Source organism: Microbacterium deferens, assembly GCF_045517775.1.
Classification (GTDB): domain Bacteria; phylum Actinomycetota; class Actinomycetes; order Actinomycetales; family Microbacteriaceae; genus Microbacterium.
This window is the reverse complement of record NZ_JBEUWT010000001.1, coordinates 1,707,935-1,732,379: the sequence shown is the minus strand read 5'-3', so window position 1 is coordinate 1,732,379 and position 24,445 is coordinate 1,707,935. Positions and strand designations below refer to the sequence as shown.

The following is a 24,445-nucleotide window of genomic DNA, read 5'->3' as shown; positions in this document are numbered from 1 at the left end:
CCATCCGCCGCGCCGCGTACGCGCACAGAATCCAGGATCGATCCGCGTTCTCGGGGGCTTTCGGGCCCCAGAGCAGCGATCCGTCCTGGATTCTGGTCCGCCGGCTAGGCGACCGGCTCGGATGCAGCGGCACGACCGCGCTCGAACCCGGCGGTGAAGCCGCGCCCGGCGCCTGGCCGCGTCCATAACACGGGAGGGCCTCCCTCGCGCGGGCGGAGAGGCTTGGATACCGTGTTCCGGTGACTGACGGAATCCCTGCCGAGAAGCCATCGCCCGTATCGACCGACTCGAAGGCGCCGCTCGGGGTCGCCAGATGGGTGGTGATACCCGCCGGCGCGGTCGCGCTGCTGATCAGTCTGTTCGCGGTGATCTTCCCCGCGCAGGCCGAGGTCGCGTTCGCCGCCGTGCAGGCGGGCATCGTGAACACCTTCAGCTGGTACTACGTGCTGATCGCCGCCTTCTTCGTCGCGTTCGCCCTCTTCGTCGGCTTCAGCAGGTTCGGTGATATCAAGCTCGGCAAGGACGACGACGAGCCCGAGTTCTCGACCGGCTCGTGGATCTCCCTCCTGTTCGCCGCGGGCATGGGCATCGGTCTCGTGTTCTACGGCGTGAGCGAGCCCCTCAGCCACTACGTGAACCCGCGCCCCGGGGTCATCGGCACCGACGCGCAGCTCGCCCAGTCGGCGCTCACTCAGACCTACCTGCACTGGGGCATCCAGGCGTGGGCGATCTACGTCGTGGTGGGTCTCGGTCTCGCCTACGCCATCCACCGCCGAGGGCGTCCGCTGTCCATCCGCTGGGCGCTGGAGCCCCTCCTCGGCAAGCGCGTGCGCGGCGGCTGGGGCAATGCGATCGACGCGATCGCGCTCGTCGGGACCCTCTTCGGCGTCGCGACGTCGCTGGGTCTCGGGGTGCTGCAGATCAGCGCCGGTCTCGATGCGGGCGGGATCGTCTCGGAGCCCGGGCTGCCGGTGCAGATCGTCATCATCGGCGTCATCACGATCGCGGTTCTCTTCTCGGTGCTCTCGGGCGTGACGAAGGGCATGAAGTGGCTGTCGTCGATCAACCTGGTGCTCGCCGGGCTCCTGATGCTGTTCATCCTCTTCGCCGGTGACACGGCGTTCCTGCTGCGCGAGTGGGTGCAGTCGATCGGCGCCTACATCCAGAACTTCGTCGGCCTCAGCTTCACCGTCAGCGCGTTCCAGGGCGAGGCAGGTCAGGAGTGGCAGGCCGCGTGGACGTCGTTCTACTGGGGCTGGTGGATGTCGTGGGCGCCGTTCGTCGGCATCTTCATCGCGCGCATCAGCCGCGGACGCACCGTGCGCCAGTTCGTGGTCGGCGTGCTGCTCGTGCCGACGCTCGTCGGTGTGCTCTGGTTCGCCGTGCTCGGCGGGTCGGCGATCGCGCTCGAGATGCGCAGCCCCGGTGCGCTCACCGAGGCCGATGGATCGGTCAACGTCGCGGGGGCGCTCTTCCAGCTGCTCGACAGCCTGCCGGGCGGGGCGATCCTCACGATCGGCGCGATCATCCTCATCGCGATCTTCTTCGTCACCTCCGCCGATTCCGGGGCGCTGGTGATGGGCATGCTCGCGACCGGGGGAAACCCCGAACCCGCCCGATGGGTGCGCATCCTCTTCACGCTCGTCACCGCGTTCCTGGCGATCGCGCTCCTCGTCGCGGGGGGTCTCGACGCTCTGCAAGCGGCGGCGATCACGACCGCGCTGCCGTTCAGTGTCGTGATGCTCGCGATGTGCTGGGCAACCGTCATCGCGTTCCAGCGCGAGCGGCGGGCCTACGAGCGGGCGCGCCGAGCGCAGTTCGTCGACCAGATCGGAGAGCACTACGGTCTGGAGGTCGAGGCGCGCGACGAGACGGGCCTCCGGGCGCCCGACTGGTGGCCGTGGAAGAAGCGCACGGATGCTGCGCCCGCAGCATCCGATACCCCTGCCGGCCCGACGAACACCTGACCGAGAAACCCGATCTGCCCGCCGAGACCCTGACATCGTGTCGGGGTGTCGGCGCGCGGAAGCGGTTTCGCGGGTCGTGCCTCGGTCGGGAGCCGCGCTCAGTCGATCGTGGCCTGCTTCGCCTTCACGGGGAGCATGAGGAAGAGCCCCGCGAGCAGCACCAGCACGATGCCCAGGATGCCCAGGCGGGTGTCGCCCGTCACGCCGACGAACAGGGCGAACAGGCCGGGCGCGAGGAACGACACGGCGCGCCCCGTCGTGGCGTACAGGCCGAAGATCTCCCCCTCCCGACCCGCGGGGGTGATGCGGGCGAGGAACGATCGGCTGGCAGCCTGCACCGGTCCGACGAACGCGCAGAGGATGAGTCCCGCGACCCAGAATCCGCCCTGAGCCGAGCCGATGAACAGCACGGCGGTGCCGGTGACGACCAGGCCGACGAGCGAGAACAGGATGAGGTTCTTCGGGCCGAACCGGTCGTCGAGCCGGCCCGACGCGATGGTGCTGATGCCGGCGACGAGGTTCGCCGCGACAGCGAAGTAGAGCACCTCGGTGGAGGAGAAGCCGAAGACCTGCTGCGCGATGATGGCGCCGAAGGTGAAGACGCCGGCGAGGCCGTCGCGGAACACAGCGCTGGCGAGGAGGAAGAGCAGCACCTGGCGGTTTCCGTGCCACAGCGACGCGAGCGTGTGCCACAGCACGGCGTAGGAGCGGAAGAACCCCACGCGCACGCGTCGCGACGGCGCCTCGATCTCGGGCACGCGCACGAGGACGGGGATGGCGAACAGGCCGAACCAGATCGCCGAGGCGACCACGGCGACGCGGATGTTGAGCCCGTTCTCGGTGGTGATGCCGAGCACGCCTCCGGTGCCCTCGGCGCCGAAGTTCTGGATGAACAGCACGAGCAGCAGGATCAGCAGCACGATTCCGCCGACGTAGCCCATGCCCCAGCCGAAGCCCGAGACGCGACCCACGGTCGTCCGCGTGCTGACCTGCACGAGCATGGCGTTGTAGTTGACGCCCGCGAACTCGAAGAACACGTTTCCGACGGCGAGCAGGGTGGCTCCGAGCACGAGGTACCCCGGTGCGGCTTCCACGAAGAACATCGCCGCCATCGCCAGCACGACCACGAAGGTGTTGATCCCGAGCCAGAGCTTGCGGCGGCCACTGCCGTCGCTGCGCTGACCGAGCACCGGTGCGAGCACGGCGATGACGATGCCGGCCACCATCAGGGCCACCCCGACGAGGCTCGCGTTCGCGGCGAGGGCGGCCACCAGGTCGGGGTTGCGGTCGTCGTCGCCGGCCGCGGCGACGATCGCCGGATCGACGAACAGCCCGCTGGCCAGATACGTGCTGAAGACGAACGTCGTGACGACGGCGTTGAAGGCCGCGGAGCCCCAGTCCCACAGCGCCCATGACCAGACTCTCGAGCGGGGGATGACAGCGGCCTCGGCCGGATCGGGGGAGCTCACGTCGGTCACGCTAGGCCGTCACGGTGAACACGCGGTGATGCCCCGCCGCAGGTCGGGCGGCCGCCGCGCGGGGGTGCGGCCGGGCGTTAGGCTCGCGACGACGAGAGGGGCCGGGAGATGTCGGATGCTACGCCGCAGGTCGACGTGGAGAAGGAGCGGGCAGCCGCGACCTACTTCAAGGAGCGCGTCTACGCGACGTTCACCGGTCTCGCGATCGTGCTCGTGACCGCCACCGCCTTCCACCCCGAACCCGACCACGCCTTCTTCGCGCTCGTGCTGGGCGTTCTGGGCATCACCGCGGCGGGGTTCGTGTCGGAGATCATCTCGCATCTCGCGGTGCACCGGGAGTTCCCCGACCGGCGCCGCGTCGAGGAGATGCTCAAGGTGGCGGGCGGCGCGATGGGCACGGTGATCATCCCGGGTGGCATCATCGTGCTCTCCTGGGTCGACGTGCTCGACATCGAGACGGCGCTGACGGTGTGCGCGTTCGTCTTCATCGGCACGCTGGCCCTCATCGGCTGGCTCGGCGTGCGTCGCTCCCGCCTGCCCGTCCGCCAGCAGTTGCTCGCCCTGCTGCTGCTGCTCGCCCTCGGTCTTCTCGTGATCGGCTTGCAGACGATCGCCCACGCGATCTGATCGTGCGAAGTTGAGCCGATTCATAGCAAGTTCGTTTGACCGCGACTCTCGGGTTCGATAGCCTTGAGTCATCACGGCTCAACCCTTCGCGAACTCGAGGAGCGGTTGAGCCCCCAGAACTCGAATCGAACCCAGGGGCGCAGCATCCGCTCGTCTCACCTAGAAGGAGATCAACATGGCACGTGCTGTTGGAATCGACCTCGGAACCACCAACTCGGTCGTCTCCGTCCTCGAGGGCGGCGAGCCCAAGGTCATCGCGAACGCGGAGGGCTTCCGCACGACCCCGTCCGTCGTCGCGTTCACGAAGGACGGCGAGGTGCTCGTCGGCGAGACCGCGAAGCGCCAGGCCGTCACGAACGTCGACCGCACCGTCTCGAGCGTGAAGCGCCACATGGGCACCACCTGGGGCTTCGACGTCGACGGCAAGAAGTGGACGCCGCAGGAGATCTCCGCGCGCATCCTCCAGAAGCTGAAGCGCGACGCGGAGGAGTACCTCGGCGACACCGTGACCGACGCGGTCATCACGGTTCCCGCGTACTTCAACGACGCCGAGCGTCAGGCCACCAAGGAGGCCGGTGAGATCGCGGGCCTCAACGTGCTCCGCATCATCAACGAGCCGACCGCGGCCGCTCTCGCCTACGGCCTCGACCGGGGCAAGGAGGACGAGCTCATCCTGGTCTTCGACCTCGGTGGCGGAACCTTCGACGTGTCGCTGCTCGAGGTGGGCAAGGACGACGACTTCTCGACGATCCAGGTGCGCTCCACCTCCGGCGACAACCGCCTCGGCGGTGACGACTGGGACCAGCGTCTCGTCGAGTACTTCATCAAGCAGTTCAAGGACACCACCGGCGTCGACGTCTCCGGCGACAAGATCGCCCTCCAGCGTCTGAAGGAAGCCGCCGAGCAGGCCAAGAAGGAGCTCTCGAGCTCCACCTCGACCTCGGTCAACCTCCCGTACCTCTCGCTGACCGACTCGGGCCCCGTCTCGCTCTCCGAGACGATCACGCGCGCGAAGTTCGAGGACCTCACCAAGGACCTCCTCGACCGCACGAAGAAGCCGTTCGAGGACGTCATCCGCGAAGCCGGCATCAAGGTGGCCGACATCGACCACGTCGTGCTCGTGGGTGGTTCGACCCGTATGCCCGCCGTCGCCGAACTCGTCAAGCGCGAGGCCGGCAAGGAAGCCAACAAGGGCGTCAACCCCGATGAGGTCGTCGCCGTCGGCGCCGCTCTCCAGGCGGGCGTGCTGAAGGGCGAGCGCAAGGACGTCCTGCTCATCGACGTGACCCCCCTGAGCCTCGGCATCGAGACCAAGGGCGGCATCATGACGAAGCTCATCGAGCGCAACACGGCCATCCCGACCAAGCGCAGCGAGACCTTCACCACGGCAGACGACAACCAGCCGTCGGTCGCGATCCAGGTCTTCCAGGGCGAGCGAGAGTTCACCCGCGACAACAAGCCGCTCGGCACCTTCGAGCTCACCGGCATCGCTCCGGCCCCCCGCGGCATCCCGCAGGTCGAGGTCACCTTCGACATCGACGCGAACGGCATCGTCCACGTCTCGGCGAAGGACAAGGGCACCGGCAAGGAGCAGTCGATGACCATCACCGGCGGCTCTTCGCTGCCGAAGGAGGACGTCGAGCGCATGGTGCGCGAGGCCGAGGAGAACGCGGCCGAAGACAAGAAGCGTCGCGAGTCGGCCGAGGTGCGCAACCAGGCCGAGACCCTCTCGTACTCGATCGAGAAGCTGCTCTCCGAGAACGCCGACAAGCTGCCCGAGGACGTCAAGACCGAGGTGCAGGGCGACGTGGACGCACTCAAGAGCGCGCTCGCCGGTGACGACGACGACGCGGTCAAGACCGCCTTCGACAAGCTCAACCAGAGCCAGGGCAAGATCGGCGAGGCCATCTACAACGCCGGCCAGTCGCAGCAGGCCCCGGATGCTGCGCCCGACGCCGCGACCGATGCCCCCTCCTCCGACGAGGACGTGGTGGACGCCGAGGTCGTCGACGAGGAAGACGAGAAGAAGTAACCATGGCGAAGAAGAACTTCGAAGAGCCCGGCGCCGACGACGGCCGGGGCGACGACGAGGTTCGGCCGAACGGGGAGGGGTCGGGCGCTGAGTCCGCGGGCGCTGAGTCCGCCGCAGCATCCGACCCCTCGTCGCAGGACGAGCTGACCGTGGACGACATCCTCGGCGCGGAGCAGACCGCTCAGGCGCAGGCCGAGGACACGACCCTGGCAGACCTCGAGTCGCAGCTGCTCAACGACCTCAAGCGTCTGCAGGCCGAGTACGCCAACTACCGTCGCCGTACCGAAGACCAGCGCGAGCGAGAGATCGAGCGGGCGAAGGGCGAGGCCGTGAAGGGCCTGCTCCCGGTGCTCGACGATCTGGACCGCGCGGTCAAGCACGGCGACCTCGAGGCCGGCACGCCCTTCTCGGCGATCGCCGAGAAGGTGCGCTCCGTGGCCGAACGCCTGGGTGTCGTCTCGTACGGCGTCGCCGGCGAGGAGTTCGACCCGCAGCAGCACGAGGCGATCTTCCAGGCGCCGACCCCGGGCGTGACGGTTCCGACCGTGCTCGAGGTCGTCGAGGTCGGTTACCGTCTCGGCTCTGTCGAACTGCGACCCGCGAAGGTCGTCGTCGCCGTCCCGGCGGAATAGGAGCACCGTATGGCGAGTCAGGACTGGTTCGACAAGGACTTCTACAAGGTGCTCGGCGTGGCGAAGGACATCTCGGAGGCCGACCTCAAGAAGACCTACCGCAAGCTCGCCCGCAAGTATCACCCCGACTCCAACCCCGGCGACGCGAAGGCGGAGGCGACCTTCAAGGAGGTCAGCGAGGCCTACGCGGTGCTGAGCGACCCCGAGCAGCGCGCGGAGTACGACCAGATCCGCGCCATGGGCTCGGGGGCGCCGCGCTTCACGGCCCCGGGCGGCGGCAACGCCGGCTTCGAAGACGTCTTCAGCATGTTCGGTCAGGGTCGTGGGGGCCCGCGCACCCAGTCGTCGAGCAACTTCGACGACTTCTTCGCGAATTTCGAGCCCGGCGGCTTCGGCTCTGGACGGTTCGGGCAGACCTCGGGCGGGTATCGCGGGTTCGGCGGCCCGACCCGGGGTTCCGACGTCACGGCGCGCACGACGGTCGACTTCGTCACGGCGACCAAGGGCGAGACGATCTCGCTCCAGGGCGACGATGGCAAGCCGTTCAAGGTGAAGATCCCCGCCGGGGTCTCGGACGGCCAGAAGATCCGTCTCCGCGGCCGCGGGCGCCCGTCGCCCGACGGCGGCGAGAACGGCGACGTCGTGGTGCAGGTGACGGTGCGCCCGCACCCCGTTTTCGTGCGGGACGGCCTGAATCTGAGGGTCACCGTTCCGGTCACCTTCACCGAGGCGACGCTCGGGGCGACGATCGAGGTGCCGACCCTCGGCGGTGATCCCGTGAAGCTCCGCGTCGCGCCCGGCACCCCGTCGGGGCGCGTGCTGCGCGTGAAGGGTCGCGGCGTCGAGACGTCGAAGGGCACCGGCGACCTCCTCGCCGAGGTGCAGGTCGCCGTGCCCGCACACCTGGATGATGCGGCTCGCGAGGCGCTCGTGCGCTTCCAGGAGCTCGAACCGAAGGAGAACCCTCGCGCCGAGCTGATGTCGAAGGCGCGCGGCTGAGGTGAGCGGAGGAGAGGGGGAAGACTGGTGACAGACGTGGATGACGAACTCGACGCGGATGCGCCGATCTTCGCGATCGCGGTGGCGGCCGAACTGGCCAACATGCACCCGCAGACGCTGCGGCAGTACGACCGACTCGGGCTCGTGGTGCCCGGCCGCACCCAGGGCGGATCGCGCCGCTACTCCTCCCGACACATCGGGCAGCTGCGCGAGGTCGCCCGCCTCTCGAGCGAGGGGATGAGCCTTCCGGCGATCGCCCGGCTGCTCGCGCTCGAGGAGCACGTCCACGCCCTCACCCGCCGCGTCACCGACCTCGAGCGTCAGCTCAACGCCGAGCGGCAATCCCGCCCCGGCGCGCGCGTCTTCGCGGCCGGCGCCACCGGGTCGGTCGTGACGCTCCGGCACGGCGCCCGCGTGCGCCGCGCCACCGACGTGGTGCTCTGGCGACCGCGTCGCCCCGGTGATGAATCCGCCCACTGACGTCTCGCGCACTTCGGGGTGTGCCTGCTCTAGAGTGCGATCATGCCGTCGAAGTCCTCGCCCCCGCGCGCACGCAACGCGGGGGAGACCGCGGCGACCCGGCGCTGGGCGGCGGCGAGCTACTGGCCGCTGACGGTCGCCGCGCTCGCGTTCCTCATCGCCTACACGTTCCAGGTCATCGGCGATCTGCGGGGCCTGTGGTCGACCGTGACCACCGTCGTCGTGGTGACGACGTGGGTGATGTTCATCGTCGACTACCTCGCGCGCCTCCTGCTCAGCCACCCCCGCGGGCTCTGGGTGCGGCGGCACCTCATCGACATCGTCATCGTGCTGGTGCCGACCCTGCGGCCCGTGCGGCTGCTGGGCGCGCTCACTCGCCTCACGTCGTTCACGCGCACCGCCGGCAGCTCGCTGCGCGCCCGTCTGCTGATCTACGGCGCGGGCGCGGCCCTGCTTCTCATCTGGATGGCCTCGCTGACCGTGCTCAACGCCGAGCGCCACGCCCCCGGGGCGACGATCACCTCCTTCGGCAACGCCGTGTGGTGGGCGTTCTGCACCGTCACCACCGTCGGATACGGCGACTACACGCCGGTGACGATCCCGGGGCGGGTCATCGCGGTGTTCCTGATGGTCGGGGGTGTGGTGCTCGTGGGCCTCATCGTCGCGTCGTTCTCATCGTGGGTCGTGGAGCGAGCCGCCCGCGGCCACGAGGATCAGCTGCCGGCCACCCGAGCCGACGTGCAGGAGGTGATGCGCGAACTCGAGCACGAGCGCGCATCCCGTGAGAGCACCGACCGGCGAGCGGCGGGCGGTTCCGACGCCCGTTCGTGAAGGATTGCCCCGGATCGCCGAGCGTGGGTTAGTTTTGTCACCAGTAGACAATTCACAGGGGGTAAACCGTGTCGGATCTTCGACCGTTGGCGATGGGTGATCAGATCGCACATCGCCTGAGGGTGGAGATCATCCGCGGGATCATCCCGCCCGACACCCATCTCGCCGAGGACCACCTGGCCGCCCGCTTCGATGTCAGTCGCGGGCCCGTGCGCGACGCGTTGCGCCAACTCGAGACCGAGGGGCTGGCGGAAGACCGGCGCAAGAGGCTGTACGCCCGCGCGATGGATCTCCGCGACGTCGAGGAGCTCTACACCGTGCGCGAGGCCCTCGAGTCGCTGGCCATCCGGCTCGCCATCGAGAACGCGAGCGCGAAGGACTGGGACAACGTGCAGCGCATCGTGGACTCCATGGCCGCCGCTGCGGAGGACGACGACGGGGAGCGGTTCGCCGACGCCGACATGGCCTTCCATACGAGCTTCTATGCGAACTCCGGCAACCGTCGCCTCCTCGATGCGTGGCGGCCCTACCAGCGCATCTTCGCGATCCTGTTCGAGCTCAGCGACACCTCGGACATCGCCTCTGCGACCGAAGACCACCAGGGTTTCCTCGATGTGGTGCGCACGGGCGACGTCGAGGCGTCGGTGCGGCGGCTCAGGCTGCATCTCACCCTGGCGAAGGGCCACGTCCGCGACGTGCTGCGCGGGCTCGCGCACTCCTGAGGCTTACTTTCGCAGAGGGGCGCCCGTGGCATCAGGCCGCGGGCGCCCCTTCGTTTCGTCGTCTTGACATGCCAACGACCCGCCCTCTATGGTGACTGTTAACAGTAAACAAATCGTTCAACGGTGATCGATTCCTCGGAATCCTGACCCGCCCAGAAAGGCCTCCGAGATGACTGCTACCGCCCCCCTGATACCTGTCGGCACGGGACGAACGGTCATCGTCGGGCCGGTCCGATACCCCGAACTCTGCTCGTCGGGCCGTCAGCTGCTCATCGACCACGGTTTCACCCTCGTCGAGAACGACTCCACCGTTCCGTGGACCCAGGCCGAACTGCACGCGCTCATCGCCGACGCGGACGCCGCCGTCGGCGGGGTGGAGGTCTACGACGCAGAAGCGCTCTCACACGCGAACCGTCTGCAGATCATCGCCCGCCTCGGTGTCGGCCTCGACAACATCGACCTCGACGCCACCCGCGGCCGCGACGTGAAGGTCGTGAACGTGCCCGGCGGCAACGCCGCCGCGGTGGCCGAACTCGCCATCGGATTCATGCTGTCGGTCCTGCGCCGCATCCCCGAGATGGACTCCGCTACGAAGGCGGGCCGGTGGGACCGATTCGTGGGCCGTGAGCTGGCAGGCACGTCGATCGGCCTGATCGGTTTCGGCGCCATCGCCCAGCTGCTCACCCGTCGGCTCGCCGGTTTCGACGTCTCGATCAAGGCCTACGACCCCTACGCCGACGAGGCCGCCGCGGCGCGCCTCGGGGTGTCGCTGGTCGACACGGCGGCTGCGGCGGTGGCCGACGTCGACATCGTCAGCGTGCACGCCCCGCACATCGCGGCGACGCACCACATCGTCGACGCCGAACTGATCTCCGGCATGCGCCAGGGCACCATCCTGATCAACACGTCGCGCGGTGGCCTCGTCGACCAGGGCGCTCTCGTGGACGCTCTGGCCACGGGCCGCATCGCCGGAGCCGGCCTCGACGTGTTCGAGATCGAGCCCACCTCGCAGGACAACCCGCTCTTCTCCCACCCCATGGTCGTCGTGGCCCCGCACGCCGCGGCCGACAGCCGCGAAGCGTACGAGCGGATCGGCCTCGCCACCGCCGAGGCGATCGTCGACGTCTTCGCCGGCCGCGTTCCCACGGCGCTGGTGGCCTGACCTTCACACAACCCGAACACCCCACGAAAGGAACACCGATGTTCACCACACAGCGATCGCGGCGCCTTCTCGCCGTCCTGGCCTCCGGGGCGGTTCTCGCCCTCGGCCTCACCGCCTGCGGCGGCGGAAGCGGCGGTCAGGCGGAGGGCGAGGTCACCGAGCTGACCGTCGTCGCCGCCAACAGCCCGTGGACCGAGGGACTGAAGACCCTCGCCACGCAGTACGAGGAAGAGACCGGCATCGCGGTCACGATCGAGGCGTACGGCAACGAGCAGCTCAACGACAACTACAAGGTCAAGCTGAACTCGTCGTCGTCCGACTTCGACGTGATGGCCTTCCAGGTGCAGGACGTCATGCGCGAGTTCTCGCGCAACGGATGGCTGGCCGACATGACGGAGTACGTCTCGTCCGACGCCGAGTGGAACTGGGAGGACTTCCAGCCCGCCGCGCGCGACGCGGTGGAGCTCGACGGCGTCGTCTACGGCGTCCCCGTCATGACCGAGCGCCAGATCGTCTACTACCGCACCGACCTGCTCGAAGCGGCCGGCCTCGAGGTGCCGACCACGCTCGAGGAGCTCGAGACGGCGATCGCGACGCTGAACGACCCCGAGAACGGCGTCTTCGGCATCGCCATGCGCGGCTCGCGCGTGCCGCTGGTGACGCAGCTCTCCTCGTTCCTCTACAGCTTCGGCGCAGACTTCCAGGACGCCGACGGCAACGCATCGATCGACACCCCCGAGGCTGTCGAGGCCATCGAGCTCTACGGCAACCTGCTGCGCGAGTACGGCCCTCCCGGAGTGACGAACATGGGCTGGGTCGAAGCATCCGCCCTGTTCGCTCAGGGGCGCGCGGCGTTCTACATCGACGCCGACAGCCAGGCCTACACCTTCCTCGACGAGGACAACAGCAGCGTCGTCGACACCGTCGGGTTCGCGCAGTTCCCCGAGGGTCCCGACGGCTCGAAGTTCTACAACATCGTGCCGCAGACCGTCGGCATCAACGAGTTCTCGACGAAGAAGGATGCGGCGTGGGAGTTCATCAAGTGGGTGACCAACGAGGAGAACACCAAGTGGCTGCTCGAGAACGAGACCGTCCCGGGCGCCCGTCAGTCCGCCTGGGACGATGACGCCGCCGTCGCGAAGTTCCCGGCCGGACTCGTCGAGATCGTCCGCAACGTCGCCGACCACGGTGTCGGTCACGACCGCCCGCAGCTCGAGCAGGTCGCCGCGGCGCGCGAGATCGTCGGCGGTCCCGTGATCGCCGCGATCGAGGGCGGCGACGTCTCCGAGGCGGCGGCGTCCGCCAACACGCAGTTCCAGGACCTCCTGGATTCTGAGAACTGATCGGGCCGGGGTCTCGGCGGCTGCACCGCCGGGACCCCGCTCACCAGAGGAGGAAGAAGTGGCAACGATCACCGCCCCGCGCCGCCCGAGCGCCGCGACGCGCGCCGTCGACTGGGTCGACGCGCACCTGAAGTGGATCCTCATCGCGCCGTCGGTGGTGTTCATCGGTGCGCTCATCGCGTTCCCCATCGGGTACACGGTGTTCCTGTCGCTGACGGACTCCGCCGGGTCGGTCAACCGGCCGTTCGAGTTCGTCGGCCTGGCGAACTACGTCGGATGGCTCACCGACACCGAGCGGTTCTGGCCGGCGGTGGGACGCACGGCCTACTTCACCGGTGTCGCGTTGGGGCTGGAGCTGCTCTTCGGACTCGCGATCGCACTGCTGCTGCGCAAGACCTTCCGAGGCCAGGGGATCGTGCGGGTCTTCATCCTGCTCCCGCTCGTGGCCACCCCGGTGGCGGTCGGCATGATGTGGCTGCTCATCTTCGAACCCACCATCGGATTCGCGAACGTCGTGATGCAGTTCTTCGGTCTTCCCGCACAGGGGTGGCTGTCCGATCCCGCGACCGCGTTGAACACGCTGATCTTCATCGACGTCTGGCAGTGGACCCCGATGGTCATCCTCATCCTGCTCGCGGGGCTCTCCACGCTCCCCGAGGAGCCGGACGAGGCCGCGCGGGTCGACGGTGCCAACGCGTGGCAGCGCTTCCGACACATCACGCTGCCCCTGCTCGCGCCGGTCATCGGCGCGGCGGCCATCCTGCGCGCGATCGACGCCATGAAGACCTTCGACATCATCTACGCCACCAAGGGCATCGGCGGCGGATCGAGCCACGAGGCCGAGACGCTGAACATCCTGGCCTACGGGCAGGCGTTCCAGTTCTCGCAGTACGGGAAGGCGTCCGCCCTTCTGATGCTGTTCTTCATGCTCATCGTCATCGTGCTCGTCGCCCTGGCCATTCTTCGCAAACGAGGAGACCGCTCATGAGCGTCACCGCCCCCATCCGGCCCCGTCAGGGAGCCACCCCCGCCGCCGCCCGCCCGCTGCCGACGCCGCGTCGGCGCAGGCGGACACGTGCGCAGATCATCGGCGGCACCGCCCGCGTCGTCGGCATCGTCGCCGTCGTGCTGGCCTTCCTCGTGCCGCTGGCCTGGATGTTCCTGGCGAGCATCAAGCGCAACCGCGACGTCGTCGACCCCTCCCGCACGTTCGACTTCGAACCGACGCTCGGCAACTACGACACGGTCTTCGGGGCGCAGAACTTCCTGCCGATCATCGGCAACAGCGTCATCGTGGGCATCGGCGCGACGCTGCTCGCCCTCCTCATCGGGGTGCCCGCCGCCTACGGCATCGCCCGCTACCGGGTGCGCAGTACGACGGCCTTCCTGCTGATGGCGCGCGTGATCCCGGGTGTGAGCCTGCTCATCCCCTGGTACTTCCTCTTCTCGCAGATCCAGCTCGTCGGCACCTACACCGTGCTGATCCTCACGCACCTGTTCGTGACGATGCCGCTCGTCGTCGCGATCATGTCGAGCTTCTTCGACGGCATCCCGCACGAGCTGGAGGAAGCGGCCCAGATCGACGGGACCAGCCGGATCGGTGCGTTCGTCCGGGTCGTTCTCCCCCTGTCGGTGCCGGGTATCGCGACCGCGTCGATCCTGTCGTTCATCTTCAGCTGGAACAACTTCCTGTTCGCCCTCGTGCTGTCCAGTCAGGGTACGAGGACGCTGCCCGTGGCGATCGTGAACTTCACCAGCTACGCCGCGGTCGACTGGGGCGGGCTCATGGCCGCGGCCGTCGTCATCACCGTCCCGGTGATGATCGTCGCCCTCATCGCCCAGCGATACGTCGTCAGCGGTCTGACCGCCGGCGCGACGAAGGGCTGACGTGCCTGCTCTCCCCGTGTCGTGGGTGATCGGCGGTGGCAGCGGTATCGGCGAGGCATCCGCCCGGGCGTTGGGTCGGCTCGGAGGTCACGTGGTGGTGTCGGGCCGCCGAGAGCGCGAGCTGGACCGTGTGGTCGCCGAGATCCGGTCGGCCGGCGGCTCGGCGACGCCGCTCGCGCTCGACGTGTCCGACGACCGCGCGGTCTCGGAGGCCGTCGCGACCATCGAGGCCGAGCACGGGCCCGTCGCCACCCTCGTGTTCAGCGCCGGCACCAACGTGCAGGAGCGCTTCTGGGACGCCGTGACCCCATCGGCGATCGATCACGTCATGGATGTGAACCTGCACGGGGCGGTCCGCGCGGTGCACGCCGTCCTGCCCGGCATGCGTGCGGCCGGGGGCGGCCGCATCGTGCTCATCTCGTCATGGGCTGCCTGGCGCCATTCCCCGGGCGCGGGGGCCGCCTACTCGATGAGCAAGACCGCCCTGGGGGTGCTCACGGAATCGGTCAACGCCCAGGAGCACCCGAACGGGGTGCGCGCCACCCACCTGTGCCCCGGAGAGGTGGCGACCGACATCCTCGACACCCGTCCGAACCCGCCCTCGGCCGAGGCGCGCGAGTCGATGCTCCGCGCCGCGGACGTGGGGGAGGCGGTGGGGTGGATCGCCGCGCTGCCCGAACGGGTCTGCGTGAACGAGCTCGTCCTCACCCCCACCTCGAACACCTCCTACGCCTGATCTGCATCATCCGTTCCACCATCTGAAAGGCCGCATCACATGTCACGTCGCGACATCGTCACCGCCATCCCGACCAGCTTCCACGCCGACGGGAGCCTGGACCTCGAGGGGAGCCGCGCGATCTTCCGCTACGTCGCGCAGTCGGGCAACGAAGGCGCCTTCGTGCTGGGGACGACGGGGGAGTTCCCCGCCATCGACGAGGAGGAGTTCCGCGCGCTGGTGGGAGCCGCGGTCGAGGATCTCGGCGGTCGGATGCGCGTGATCGTGCACGTCGGTCGCTCGAGCGCGTTCGAGGCGGTGCGGCGGGTGCAGATCGCCCGCGCGCTGGGGGCGCGCGAGTTCGCGGCGCTCACTCCGTACTACCTCGCCTCGGCGGAGGCCGCCGTGGAGAGCTACTTCGAGGCCGTGTCCGAGGCCGTCGGCGACGGATCGTTGTTCGTCTACGTGTACCCGAAGCGCAGCGGCGTCGAGGTCAGCCCCGCGCTCCTGGCCCGTCTCGCGAAGCTGCCGAACGTCATCGGCGCGAAGATCAGCGAGATGAGCCTCGACGACATCGCCGCCTACCGCGCCGTCGTCGACGATGACTTCGTGCTCTACACGGGCGCGGACCGCGACCTCGTCGCCGCGGGCGAGGTCGGAGCGCAGGGCGTCGTCTCCGGGGTGTCGTCCGTGCTGCCGAAGCCGTTCCGCGCGCTCGCCGCAGCCGCCGACGGCGGCGACCCCGAGATCATCGCGACCGCGCAGGCGGCCGTCGACGACGTGGTGCGGGTCATCGGGGGCGACATGCCCCGCATGAAAGCCGCCCTGCGCTCGATGGGCGTCGCGGACGGTCGCTGCCGCATGGCGCTCGTGGAGCCCGACGACGAGGCGCTGGTCGAGATCGATCGCGTCATCGCCGCCTACCGCTGATCCGCACACGGGGAAGAGAGGCGGATGCCATGACGGTCCGCTGTACGATGGGCGTCGATATCGGCACGTCCAGCAGCAAGGGCGTCCTCGTCGATGCGCAGGGCCGGATCGTCGCATCGGCGGCCGTCGAACACGAGGTCTCGCGTCCGCGCACCGGCTGGGTCGAAATGGACGGCTCGGTCTGGTGGGACGAGTTCGTGACGCTCTCGCGCGAGCTCCTGGCGCGCGTCTCGGGGCAGGACGTGGAGGTCAGCGCGGTGGGCGTCAGCGGCATGGGTCCCTGCGTGCTGCTCGTCGACGCCGACGCGACCCCGGTCCGTCCGGCGATCCTCTACGGCGTCGACACGCGCGCGACCGACCAGATGTGTCGCCTGACCGACGAGCTCGGCGAGGACGAGATCGTGCGCATCGCGGGGTCGTCCCTGACGACGCAGGCCGGCGGCCCGAAGATCGCGTGGGTGCGCGACGAAGAGCCGGAGGCGTATGCGCGGGCTCGTCGTCTCTTCATGCCGGCCTCGTGGCTCGCGCATCGCCTGACGGGTGCGTACGTGCTCGATCATCAGTCGGCGAGTCAGATGACTCCGCTCTACGACATCGAGCACGAACAGTGGCACGAACCGTGGTGGCGGCTCATCGCGCCGGGACTTGAGCAGCCGCTCCTGCGGTGGGCGGGAGAGGTCGCGGGTCTCGTGACCCGCGACGCCGCCGTCCGCACCGGTCTCGCGGAGGGGACGCCGGTGATCACCGGCACCATCGACGCGTGGACCGAGGCGGTGAGCGTCGGAGCCCACGGTGCCGGCGACCTCATGCTCATGTACGGCACGACGATGTTCCTCGTCGCCACCGGCGACGAGACTCTTCGCACCCCGTCGATGTGGAGCACCGTCGGGGCGTTCCCCGGGTCTCGCAACCTCGCGGGCGGTCTGGCGAGCTCCGGCGCGATCACCCGATGGATCGCGGCCCTCACCGGCGCCGACTACCCGCGCCTCCTCGCCGAAGCCGCGGAGTCGGGGCCGGGTGCGCGGGGCCTGGTGATGCTGCCGTACTTCACGGGTGAGCGCACGCCCATCCTCGACCCCGACGCGCGCGGCGTCATCGCCGGTCTCACCCTCGAGCACGACCGCGGCGATCTGTACCGCGCCGCTCTCGAGGCGACCGCGTTCGGCGTGCGGCACAACGTCGAGACGATGCGCGCCGCGGGCGCCGACATCCGACGCATCGTCGCGGTCGGCGGGGGGACCCAGGGCGCCCTCTGGCTGCAGATCGTCTCGGACGTGACCGGCCTCGTGCAGGAGGTCCCCGAGGTCACGATCGGCGCATCGTACGGCGCGGCCTTCCTCGCGGCGGCCTCCGATCCCTCTCGCGACGACGCCCCGCGCATCGAGGACTGGAACCCGGTCGCACGCACCGTCGTCCCCGACCCGGCGGTCGCCGCGCTCTACGACGACCTCTTCACCCTCTACCTCTCCCTCTACGACGGAACGGCCGTCATCACCCACGATCTCGCTGCGCGTCAACGCAGCCTCACCGACACGGAAGGCGCTCCCCGATGACCACGTACACCCTCCCCTCTCCGCCGCCCCGTCTCACCGCGCCCGCGCGCACCGCCTACCTCATCGCCAGCGGCGACCTCCGCGAGTCGGCGAACGTCGCGGGCTGGCCCACGCAGGCCCGGATGGAGGCGGACGTGTCCGCGGCGCTCGCCGAGCTCGGCTGGGAGGTCGTGCGCGCGAACGGCGTCGATCCCGAGACGGGCCACGGGTTCATCTCGAGCCAGCGGATGGGGCTCGAGGTGTTCCGCAGCATCCCCGCCGATGCGCCCCTCATCGTCGCCGAGGCCGTCTGGCAGTACTCGCACCACGTGCTCGCCGGCCTGCGCACCCACCGCGGTCCGATCCTCACGGTCGCGAACTTCGCCGGCGACTGGCCGGGGCTCGTCGGACTGCTGGGCCTGAACGCCGGCATGACCAAGATGGGCACCGACTACTCGACGATCTGGTCGGTCGACTTCACCGACCCGTGGTTCCGGGACGGGCTGCGGGAGTGGACCGAGACCGGCCGGATCGTCCACGACGAGTCGCAGGTCAGGCAGCTGCCCGAGCTGGCTCCCTCGCCCGAGCGCGATCTGGGTCGCGCGCTGGGAGACCAGCTGCTCGCCGAGAAGGCCATCATCGGTGTCTTCGACGAGGGCTGCATGGGCATGTACAACGCGATCTTCGACGACGAGCTGCTGAATCCGACGGGCATCTACAAGGAACGCCTCTCGCAGTCGGCCCTGTACGCCGAGATGCTCGTCGTACCCGACGAGGAGGCGGATGCCGCGCGCGACTGGTTGATCGACCGGGGGATGACCTTCCGCTTCGGCACGGACGAGGCGACGGAGCTCACCGAGGGCCAGGTGCGATGGCAGATGAAGATGTACATCGCGGCGCTGCGCATCGCCGATGATTTCGGCCTCGACGCCGTGGGCATCCAGTACCAGCAGGGCCTCAAAGACCTGGTGCCGGCGTCGGATCTCGCCGAGGGGGTGCTCAACTCCACCGAACGCCCGCCGGTGTTCTCGCGCGACGGCGGGCGCGAGCTGTTCGCCGGTCGGGCCATGCCGCACTTCAACGAGGCCGACGAGGGCGTCGCGGTCGACGCTCTGGTCACCGACCGGGTCTGGACGGCGATGGGGCTCGTGCCCGACAACACGCTGCACGACGTGCGGTGGGGCGAGGAGTACGACGGCGAGTTCGTGTGGGTCTACGAGATCTCCGGATCGGTTCCCGCGTCGCACCTCGGGGGATGGGACAAGGCGGAGGGGTGGCGGCAGGGGCCGGTCTTCTTCCCCGCCGGCGGTGCCACGATCAACGGCGTCTCGCGCCCCGGTGAGCTGGTGATCAGTCGCGTCTTCATCGCCGACGGGATCCTGCAGGTCGACATCTTCCGGGGCAGCGCGGTCGAGCTGCCCGAGGCCGAGACGCGTCGGCGCAAGGAGGCGACCAACCCCGAGTGGCCCATCGCGCACGTGGTGCTGCACGATGTCTCGCGCGACCAGTTCATGGCCCGGCACAAGGCGAACCACGCCCAGGTCGTCTACGCACCCGACGCCGCGACCGCCGACAAGGCGCTGATCGCGAAGGCCGCTATGTTCGAACGCATGGGCATCGCGGTCAATCTGGTCGGCCGGGTGACGGTGTGACCGGCGGCTCGGGGGTCGTCGTGCTCGGCAGCGCCAACATGGATCTCGTGGTGCGCCAGCCGCGCCGCGCGGAGCCGGGCGAGACGCTCTTCGGCACGGACTTCTCGACCGGACCGGGCGGCAAGGGGCTCAACCAGGCGATCGCCGCGGCTCGCGCGGGCGCGTCGGTGCGCTTCATCGGAGCGGTGGGGGCGGATGCTTTCGCCGAGCGCCTGCGCGACCGGCTCGTCGCCGACGGGGTCGGCGTCGAGGGGCTGCGAACCGTGCCCGGTGCCACCGGTATCGCACAGATCACCGTGACCGACGACGGACAGAACACGATCGTGGTCGTGCCCGGGGCCAACGCCGATCGCGCGTTCACCGAGGACGACCGTTCGGCGGTGGCGGCGGCATCCCATCTGGTCGTGCAGCTCGAGAGGCCGATCGAGCTGCTCGAGGTGGCCCTGCGTCACGCGCGCGACGCCGGGGTCACGACCGTGCTCACGCCGGCGCCGGCGGGGGCGGGCCTGGATGCGCTGCTCGATCTCGCCGACGTGCTCGTGCCCAACGAGGGCGAGGCGATGATGTTGAGCGGCCGCGACGATGCCGAGTCCGCGGCGATCGAGCTCAGCCGGCGCGCCGCGACGGTCATCGTCACCCTGGGAGAGTACGGCGCGCTCGTGGCGCGCGGGGGAGCGGTGGTGCGTCGTGTCGGCGCGCGCCCCGCCCGCGCGGTCGACACCACCGCGGCGGGCGACACCTTCGTGGGCGTGCTCGTGGCGTGGCTCGCCGACGGGCTATCCCTCGACGAGGCCCTCGAGGCCGCGATCGCGGGGGCGGCGATCACGGTCACCCGGGCGGGCGCGGCCGAGTCGATGCCGTCGCGCGACGAGATCGATCGCGCGCTCGCCTCGCCCGTCGCGACCGGCGGGGTCTGACCGGGGTCAGCGCGGCGCGGGACCGGGGTCGATGCGCAGCACGGCGGGCGACTCGCCGACCGAGAGGTCGTCGATCACTCTCAGGCTGCGGGCGATCTCGTCGACCGCCGGCAGCACGGTGGTGATCCGTGCGCGGTCGGAGCAGACGGCGGTCAGGGTGACGAAGTGGCTGCCGGTGTCCCAGGTGTAGGTCGCGAAGGGCGGCGTGCGCTGGTCGGTCGGCAGGTCGATCACGAGCTTCTCGCCGACGCCCAGGTGGGGGTTGCGGAAGTCTTCGGTGTCGTCGTACTCCATCGGCATGCTCGCGCGCGCGGTGCGCAGCTGCGGCGTGGCCTCCTGCAGCTGCGCCATCGCGACGACGAGTTCGGGATCGGACTTCCACACCCAGACCCTCACGCGTCCGGCGGCGCGGCGCATCAGGAGCGGCGCGGCCTGGCTCGCCGCCCACGCGAGGAACCCGCTGCCGGGGCGCTCGGTCGCTCCCACGGCGCGGTTGGCCTGCCCCAGCAGCATCCGGATCGCCGCTTTGCGGTGCCGTCGCCCGCGCAGGCCCAGCGACTCCGTCACCGCCACCCAGCGGGCGGGATCGGCCTCTGCCTGCAATCGCGTCGCCATGCCTTCCAGGTTAGGCGTCGACGGTGGTCTTGCGGTGTCCGAGCCAAGTGGCAGGCTGTTCACCACGCCCCCGGGTCGGGGGCGATCGTCGTGCTCACACCTCGGAGTATCCCGTGCTCGGCAAGCTGCTCATCCGCTATCTCAAGACCTACCGCTGGTTCCTCGCGGGCGTTCTGACCTTCCAGTTCGTCTCGGCCATGGCCTCGCTCTACCTGCCGCGCCTCAACGCCGACATCATCGACAAGGGCGTGGCCCAGGGCGACACGGGCTACATCTGGTCGACCGGCACGATGATGCTCGGCATCTCGCTCTGCCAGATCGTCGCGTCGATCATCGCCACCTACTTCGCCGCGCGCGCCGCGATGAGCGCCGGGCGCGACATCCGCCGCGACGTCTACGACAAGGTCAGCGCGTTCTCCGAGCGCGAGGTGTCGCAGTTCGGGCCGGGGTCGCTCATCACCCGCAACACGAACGACGTGCAGCAGGTGCAGATGCTCGCGATGATGGGCGCGACGATGCTCGTCACCGCTCCGCTCCTCGCGATCGGCGGGGTCGTCATGGCGCTGCAGCAGGACGTCGGGCTCAGCTGGCTGATCGGTGTGGCGGTGCCCCTCCTGCTGGTCGTCGCGGGCCTCATCATCAGTCGCATGGTTCCGCTGTTCCGCAGCTTCCAGAAGAAGCTCGACGCCGTGAACCGGGTCATGCGCGAGCAGCTCACCGGCGTGCGCGTCGTGCGGGCGTTCGTGCGAGAGCGCATCGAGGAGGAGCGCTTCCGCGAGGCGAACACCGACATCCTCGTGGTCGGTCGCAAGGTCGGATCCCTCTTCGTGCTGCTGTTCCCGCTGGCGATGCTCGTGCTCAACGTGACGGTCGTCGGTGTCATCTGGTTCGGCGGCATCCAGGTCGATTCGGGTGCCGTGCAGATCGGCACCCTGTTCGCGTTCATGCAGTACGTCGGTCAGATCCTCATGGGGGTGCTGATGGCGAGCTTCATGACGATCATGATCCCGCGCGCGGCGGTCTCCGCCGAGCGCATCGGCGAGGTGCTCGCGAGCGAGTCGACCCTCACGCGGGCGGCCGACCCGGTCACCCGCTTCCCCGAGCCGGGGGCGCTGCAGCTGCGCGACGTGGAGTTCACCTATCCGGGCGCCGAGTCGCCCGTGCTGCAGGGCATCGGCTTCGAGGCGGCCCGCGGCGAGACCGTCGCGATCGTCGGTTCGACCGGCTCGGGCAAGACGACGCTCGTCTCGCTCATCCCCCGGCTCTTCGACGCGACGGGCGGCGAGGTGCGCGTGGGCGGCGTCGATGTGCGCCAGGCCGATCTCGACGAGTTGTGGAAGGGCATCGGGCTGGTGCCGCAGCGTCCGTTCCTCTTCACCGGCACCGTGGCGTCCAACCTGCGCTTCGGACGCGAGGAGGCCACCGACGAAGACCTGTGGAAGGCGCTCGAGATCGCCCAGGGCAGCGACTTCGTCGCCGAGATGGAGGGGCAGCTCGAGGCCCGCATCTCGCAGGGCGGCACCAACGTCTCGGGCGGGCAGCGTCAGCGCCTGGCCATCGCCCGCGCCATCGTGCACCAGCCCGACATCCTCGTCTTCGACGACTCGTTCTCGGCCCTCGACCTCTCGACCGACGCGCGGCTGAGACAAGCGCTGTGGCGGGAGCTGCCGGAGGTGACGAAGATCGTCGTCGCGCAGCGCGTGTCGACGATCACCGAGGCCGATCGCATCGTCGTGCTCGAAGACGGGCGCATGGTGGGGCTCGGCACCCACGAAGAGCTCCTCGAGAACAACGTCACGTACCGCGAGATCGTCGAGTCGCAGCTGGGGGTGGAGGCATGAGCGCTCCCGACGCACTGACCGAAGACGAACGGCTCGAACTCGAGCTCGCCGAGCAGGCGCGTCAGAACTCCGGCGACTGGGACAGCGTCGCCCCCGGCAAGGCCACGAACTTCGGCAGGAGCTTCGGCCGCCTCATCGGTCTGCTCCGCCCGCACGCCGTGGCCTTCACGCTCGTGTCGATCCTCGGGGCGATCGGCGTCGTGCTCGCCGTGATCGCACCGCGCGTGCTGGGCGAGGCCACCAACCTCATCTTCGAGGGCATCACCTCCCGCGCGCTCGGCGACTCCTTCCCCGTCGGCACGTCGCAGGCCGACGTCGTGGAGTCGCTGCGCAACTCCGGCCAGGGCGACTTGGCGAACGTCGTCTCGGCGATGCAGAACTTCCAGGTCGGCGCCGGTGTCGACTTCGACCGCCTCCGCGGGGTCGTCATCGCGGTGCTCGCGATCTACGTCGCGTCGTCGTTCCTCAGCTGGGTGCAGGGCTTCGTGATCAATATCATCATGGTGCGCACGATGTGGCGTCTGCGCGAGTCGGTCGAGGCGAAGATCAACCGACTGCCCCTGTCGTACTTCGACAGGGTGCAGCGCGGTGAGCTCATCTCCCGCGTCACGAACGACATCGACAACATCACCCAGACGATGCAGCAGTCGCTCTCGACCGTGGTGACCTCCGTGCTGACCGTCGTCGGCGTGCTCGTGATGATGTTCACGATCTCGTGGCAGCTCGCGATCGTCGCGCTGATCTCCCTGCCCCTGATGGCCGTCATCTTCGGCATCGTGGGTCCGCGGTCGCAGAAGGCGTTCGGCATCCAGTGGCGCAAGGTCGGCCGGCTGAACGCCCGGGTGGAGGAGTCGTTCTCCGGTCACGCGCTGGTGAAGGTCTACGGCCGCGAGAAGGACTCCCGCGAGAAGTTCGAGGTCGAGAACCAGGAGCTCTACGAGGCGAGCTTCAGGGCGCAGTTCCTCTCCGGCATGATCATGCCGGGAATGATGTTCGTCGGAAACCTCACCTACGTCGGCATCGCCGTGCTCGGCGGTCTCATGGTGGCCAGCGGCAACCTGCGGCTCGGCGACGTGCAGGCGTTCATCCAGTACTCGCAGCAGTTCACCCAGCCGCTATCCGAGCTCGGCGGCATGGCTGCGGTCATCCAGTCGGGCACCGCCTCGGCCGAGCGGGTGTTCGAACTGCTCGACTCCGAGGAGCAAGAGCCCGACGCCGACGACGCTCCCGCCCCGGTCGACGGCGAGGGCGTCATCGAGTTCGAGCAGGTGCGGTTCTCGTACTCGCCCGACCGTCCGCTCATCACCGACCTGTCGTTCCGGGTCGAGCCCGGCCAGACGGTCGCGATCGTCGGACCCACCGGTGCGGGCAAGACGACCCTGGTGAATCTCATCATGCGGTTCTACGAGCTCGACGGCGGTCGCATCCTGCTCGACGGGCAAGACATCGCCACGCTCACCCGCGATGCCGTGCGTTCGCGCACCGGCATGGTGCTGCAGGATCCCTGGCTGTTCGCCGGCACGATCCGCGAGAACATCCGTTACGGACGCGCGTCGGCGAGCGACCAGGAGATCCTGGATGCTGCGACCGCGACCCGCGTCGACCGCTTCGTCCACTCGCTGCCAGACGGGTACGACACCGTGCTCGACGAAGACGCGTCGAACGTCTCGGCGGGCGAGAAGCAGCTCATCACGATCGCCCGCGCCTTCGTCGCCCGGCCGTCGGTGCTCATCCTCGACGAGGCCACCTCGTCGGTCGACACCCGCACCGAGCTCCTCCTGCAGCACGCGATGGCGGCACTGCGTGAAGGACGCACGTCCTTCGTGATCGCCCACCGGCTCTCGACGATCCGCGACGCCGACCTCATCCTCGTGATGGAGCACGGCGACATCGTCGAGAAGGGCACGCACGCCGAGCTCATCGAGGCGGAGGGCGCCTACTGGCGCCTGTACCAGTCGCAGTTCGAGCAGGCGGCGGGCTCGGAGACCGCCGAAGCGATCACCGAGGAGGAGTCCGCGCCCCGCTGACATGCCGCCGCCGTCCGCGGTGTTCATCGACGCCTCGGGTACAGTGAACCGGCAAG

General features: G+C 69.2%; 21 protein-coding genes. 19 read left to right on the top strand and 2 right to left on the bottom strand.

The features are described 5' to 3' along the window. The first annotated feature begins 239 nt into the window (after positions 1 to 239). A complete protein-coding gene (locus ABTU82_RS08170) occupies positions 240 to 1,967 on the top strand; it encodes a BCCT family transporter (RefSeq protein WP_407172823.1) in 1,728 nt (575 codons plus the stop codon). A gap of 98 nt (positions 1,968 to 2,065) precedes the next feature. Here ABTU82_RS08170 and ABTU82_RS08165 read toward each other — a convergent pair whose 3' ends face one another. Beyond that, positions 2,066 to 3,436, bottom strand: a complete 1,371-nt coding sequence (locus ABTU82_RS08165; RefSeq protein WP_240606823.1) for an MFS transporter — start codon at positions 3,434 to 3,436, stop codon at positions 2,066 to 2,068. A gap of 117 nt (positions 3,437 to 3,553) precedes the next feature. On the opposite strand from ABTU82_RS08165, the gene ABTU82_RS08160 reads away from it, so the two are divergent. From ABTU82_RS08160 to ABTU82_RS08085, 16 genes are all read left to right on the top strand, one after another. Continuing rightward, on the top strand, positions 3,554 to 4,072 hold the full coding sequence (locus tag ABTU82_RS08160; RefSeq protein WP_116646872.1) for a hypothetical protein: 519 nt from the start codon (positions 3,554 to 3,556) through the stop codon (positions 4,070 to 4,072). Positions 4,073 to 4,247: 175 nt separating this feature from the next. Beyond that, a complete protein-coding gene (gene dnaK, locus ABTU82_RS08155) occupies positions 4,248 to 6,104 on the top strand; it encodes a molecular chaperone DnaK (protein ID WP_116646871.1) in 1,857 nt (618 codons plus the stop codon). Positions 6,105 to 6,106: 2 nt separating this feature from the next. Continuing rightward, entirely contained in the window at positions 6,107 to 6,736 is a 630-nt protein-coding gene (locus tag ABTU82_RS08150; protein ID WP_116646870.1) for a nucleotide exchange factor GrpE, read from the top strand. Positions 6,737 to 6,745: 9 nt separating this feature from the next. Beyond that, entirely contained in the window at positions 6,746 to 7,735 is a 990-nt protein-coding gene (locus ABTU82_RS08145; protein ID WP_116646869.1) for a DnaJ C-terminal domain-containing protein, read from the top strand. A gap of 27 nt (positions 7,736 to 7,762) precedes the next feature. Beyond that, entirely contained in the window at positions 7,763 to 8,215 is a 453-nt protein-coding gene (locus ABTU82_RS08140; RefSeq protein ID WP_205781219.1) for a heat shock protein transcriptional repressor HspR, read from the top strand. Between the two features lie 42 nt (positions 8,216 to 8,257). Next, positions 8,258 to 9,046 (top strand): potassium channel family protein, encoded by a 789-nt coding sequence (locus tag ABTU82_RS08135; protein ID WP_407172821.1) that lies wholly within the window; start codon positions 8,258 to 8,260, stop codon positions 9,044 to 9,046. A 92-nt stretch (positions 9,047 to 9,138) separates the two neighbouring features. Next, complete coding sequence (locus ABTU82_RS08130) at positions 9,139 to 9,768, top strand: GntR family transcriptional regulator (protein WP_116646866.1); 630 nt, start codon at positions 9,139 to 9,141, stop codon at positions 9,766 to 9,768. Between the two features lie 169 nt (positions 9,769 to 9,937). Next, complete coding sequence (locus ABTU82_RS08125; RefSeq protein ID WP_116646865.1) at positions 9,938 to 10,930, top strand: phosphoglycerate dehydrogenase; 993 nt, start codon at positions 9,938 to 9,940, stop codon at positions 10,928 to 10,930. 38 nt (positions 10,931 to 10,968) lie between these two features. Then, positions 10,969 to 12,273, top strand: a complete 1,305-nt coding sequence (locus tag ABTU82_RS08120; protein ID WP_116646864.1) for an ABC transporter substrate-binding protein — start codon at positions 10,969 to 10,971, stop codon at positions 12,271 to 12,273. Positions 12,274 to 12,331: 58 nt separating this feature from the next. After that, entirely contained in the window at positions 12,332 to 13,261 is a 930-nt protein-coding gene (locus ABTU82_RS08115; protein ID WP_240606822.1) for a carbohydrate ABC transporter permease, read from the top strand. Further along, the gene (locus tag ABTU82_RS08110) at positions 13,258 to 14,160 is read left to right on the top strand and encodes a carbohydrate ABC transporter permease (protein ID WP_116646863.1); all 903 of its coding nucleotides are present in this window, start codon (positions 13,258 to 13,260) and stop codon (positions 14,158 to 14,160) included. The genes ABTU82_RS08115 and ABTU82_RS08110 overlap by 4 nt, the downstream gene beginning before the upstream one ends. A 1-nt stretch (position 14,161) precedes the next feature. Further along, positions 14,162 to 14,896, top strand: a complete 735-nt coding sequence (locus ABTU82_RS08105; RefSeq protein WP_407172819.1) for an SDR family oxidoreductase — start codon at positions 14,162 to 14,164, stop codon at positions 14,894 to 14,896. Positions 14,897 to 14,935: 39 nt separating this feature from the next. Then, entirely contained in the window at positions 14,936 to 15,805 is an 870-nt protein-coding gene (locus tag ABTU82_RS08100; RefSeq protein WP_407172817.1) for a dihydrodipicolinate synthase family protein, read from the top strand. A gap of 29 nt (positions 15,806 to 15,834) precedes the next feature. Then, complete coding sequence (locus ABTU82_RS08095; RefSeq protein WP_407172816.1) at positions 15,835 to 17,358, top strand: FGGY-family carbohydrate kinase; 1,524 nt, start codon at positions 15,835 to 15,837, stop codon at positions 17,356 to 17,358. After that, on the top strand, positions 17,355 to 18,989 hold the full coding sequence (locus ABTU82_RS08090; RefSeq protein WP_407172814.1) for a fucose isomerase: 1,635 nt from the start codon (positions 17,355 to 17,357) through the stop codon (positions 18,987 to 18,989). Before ABTU82_RS08095 ends, ABTU82_RS08090 begins: the two co-directional genes overlap by 4 nt. After that, positions 18,986 to 19,906 carry a ribokinase gene (locus ABTU82_RS08085; protein ID WP_407172813.1) on the top strand — a complete coding sequence of 307 codons (921 nt, stop codon included), beginning with the start codon at positions 18,986 to 18,988 and terminating at the stop codon, positions 19,904 to 19,906. The genes ABTU82_RS08090 and ABTU82_RS08085 overlap by 4 nt, the downstream gene beginning before the upstream one ends. Before the next feature lie 6 nt (positions 19,907 to 19,912). Here the strand turns inward: ABTU82_RS08085 and ABTU82_RS08080 are convergent, their stop codons facing one another. Continuing rightward, positions 19,913 to 20,521, bottom strand: coding sequence for a hypothetical protein (locus ABTU82_RS08080; protein ID WP_407172812.1), 609 nt, complete (start codon positions 20,519 to 20,521; stop codon positions 19,913 to 19,915). A gap of 113 nt (positions 20,522 to 20,634) precedes the next feature. Here ABTU82_RS08080 and ABTU82_RS08075 point away from each other — a divergent pair, with 113 nt between their 5' ends. Beyond that, a complete protein-coding gene (locus ABTU82_RS08075; RefSeq protein WP_407172811.1) occupies positions 20,635 to 22,362 on the top strand; it encodes an ABC transporter ATP-binding protein in 1,728 nt (575 codons plus the stop codon). After that, entirely contained in the window at positions 22,359 to 24,389 is a 2,031-nt protein-coding gene (locus ABTU82_RS08070) for an ABC transporter ATP-binding protein (RefSeq protein WP_407172810.1), read from the top strand. Before ABTU82_RS08075 ends, ABTU82_RS08070 begins: the two co-directional genes overlap by 4 nt. The last annotated feature ends 56 nt before the right edge of the window (positions 24,390 to 24,445 follow it).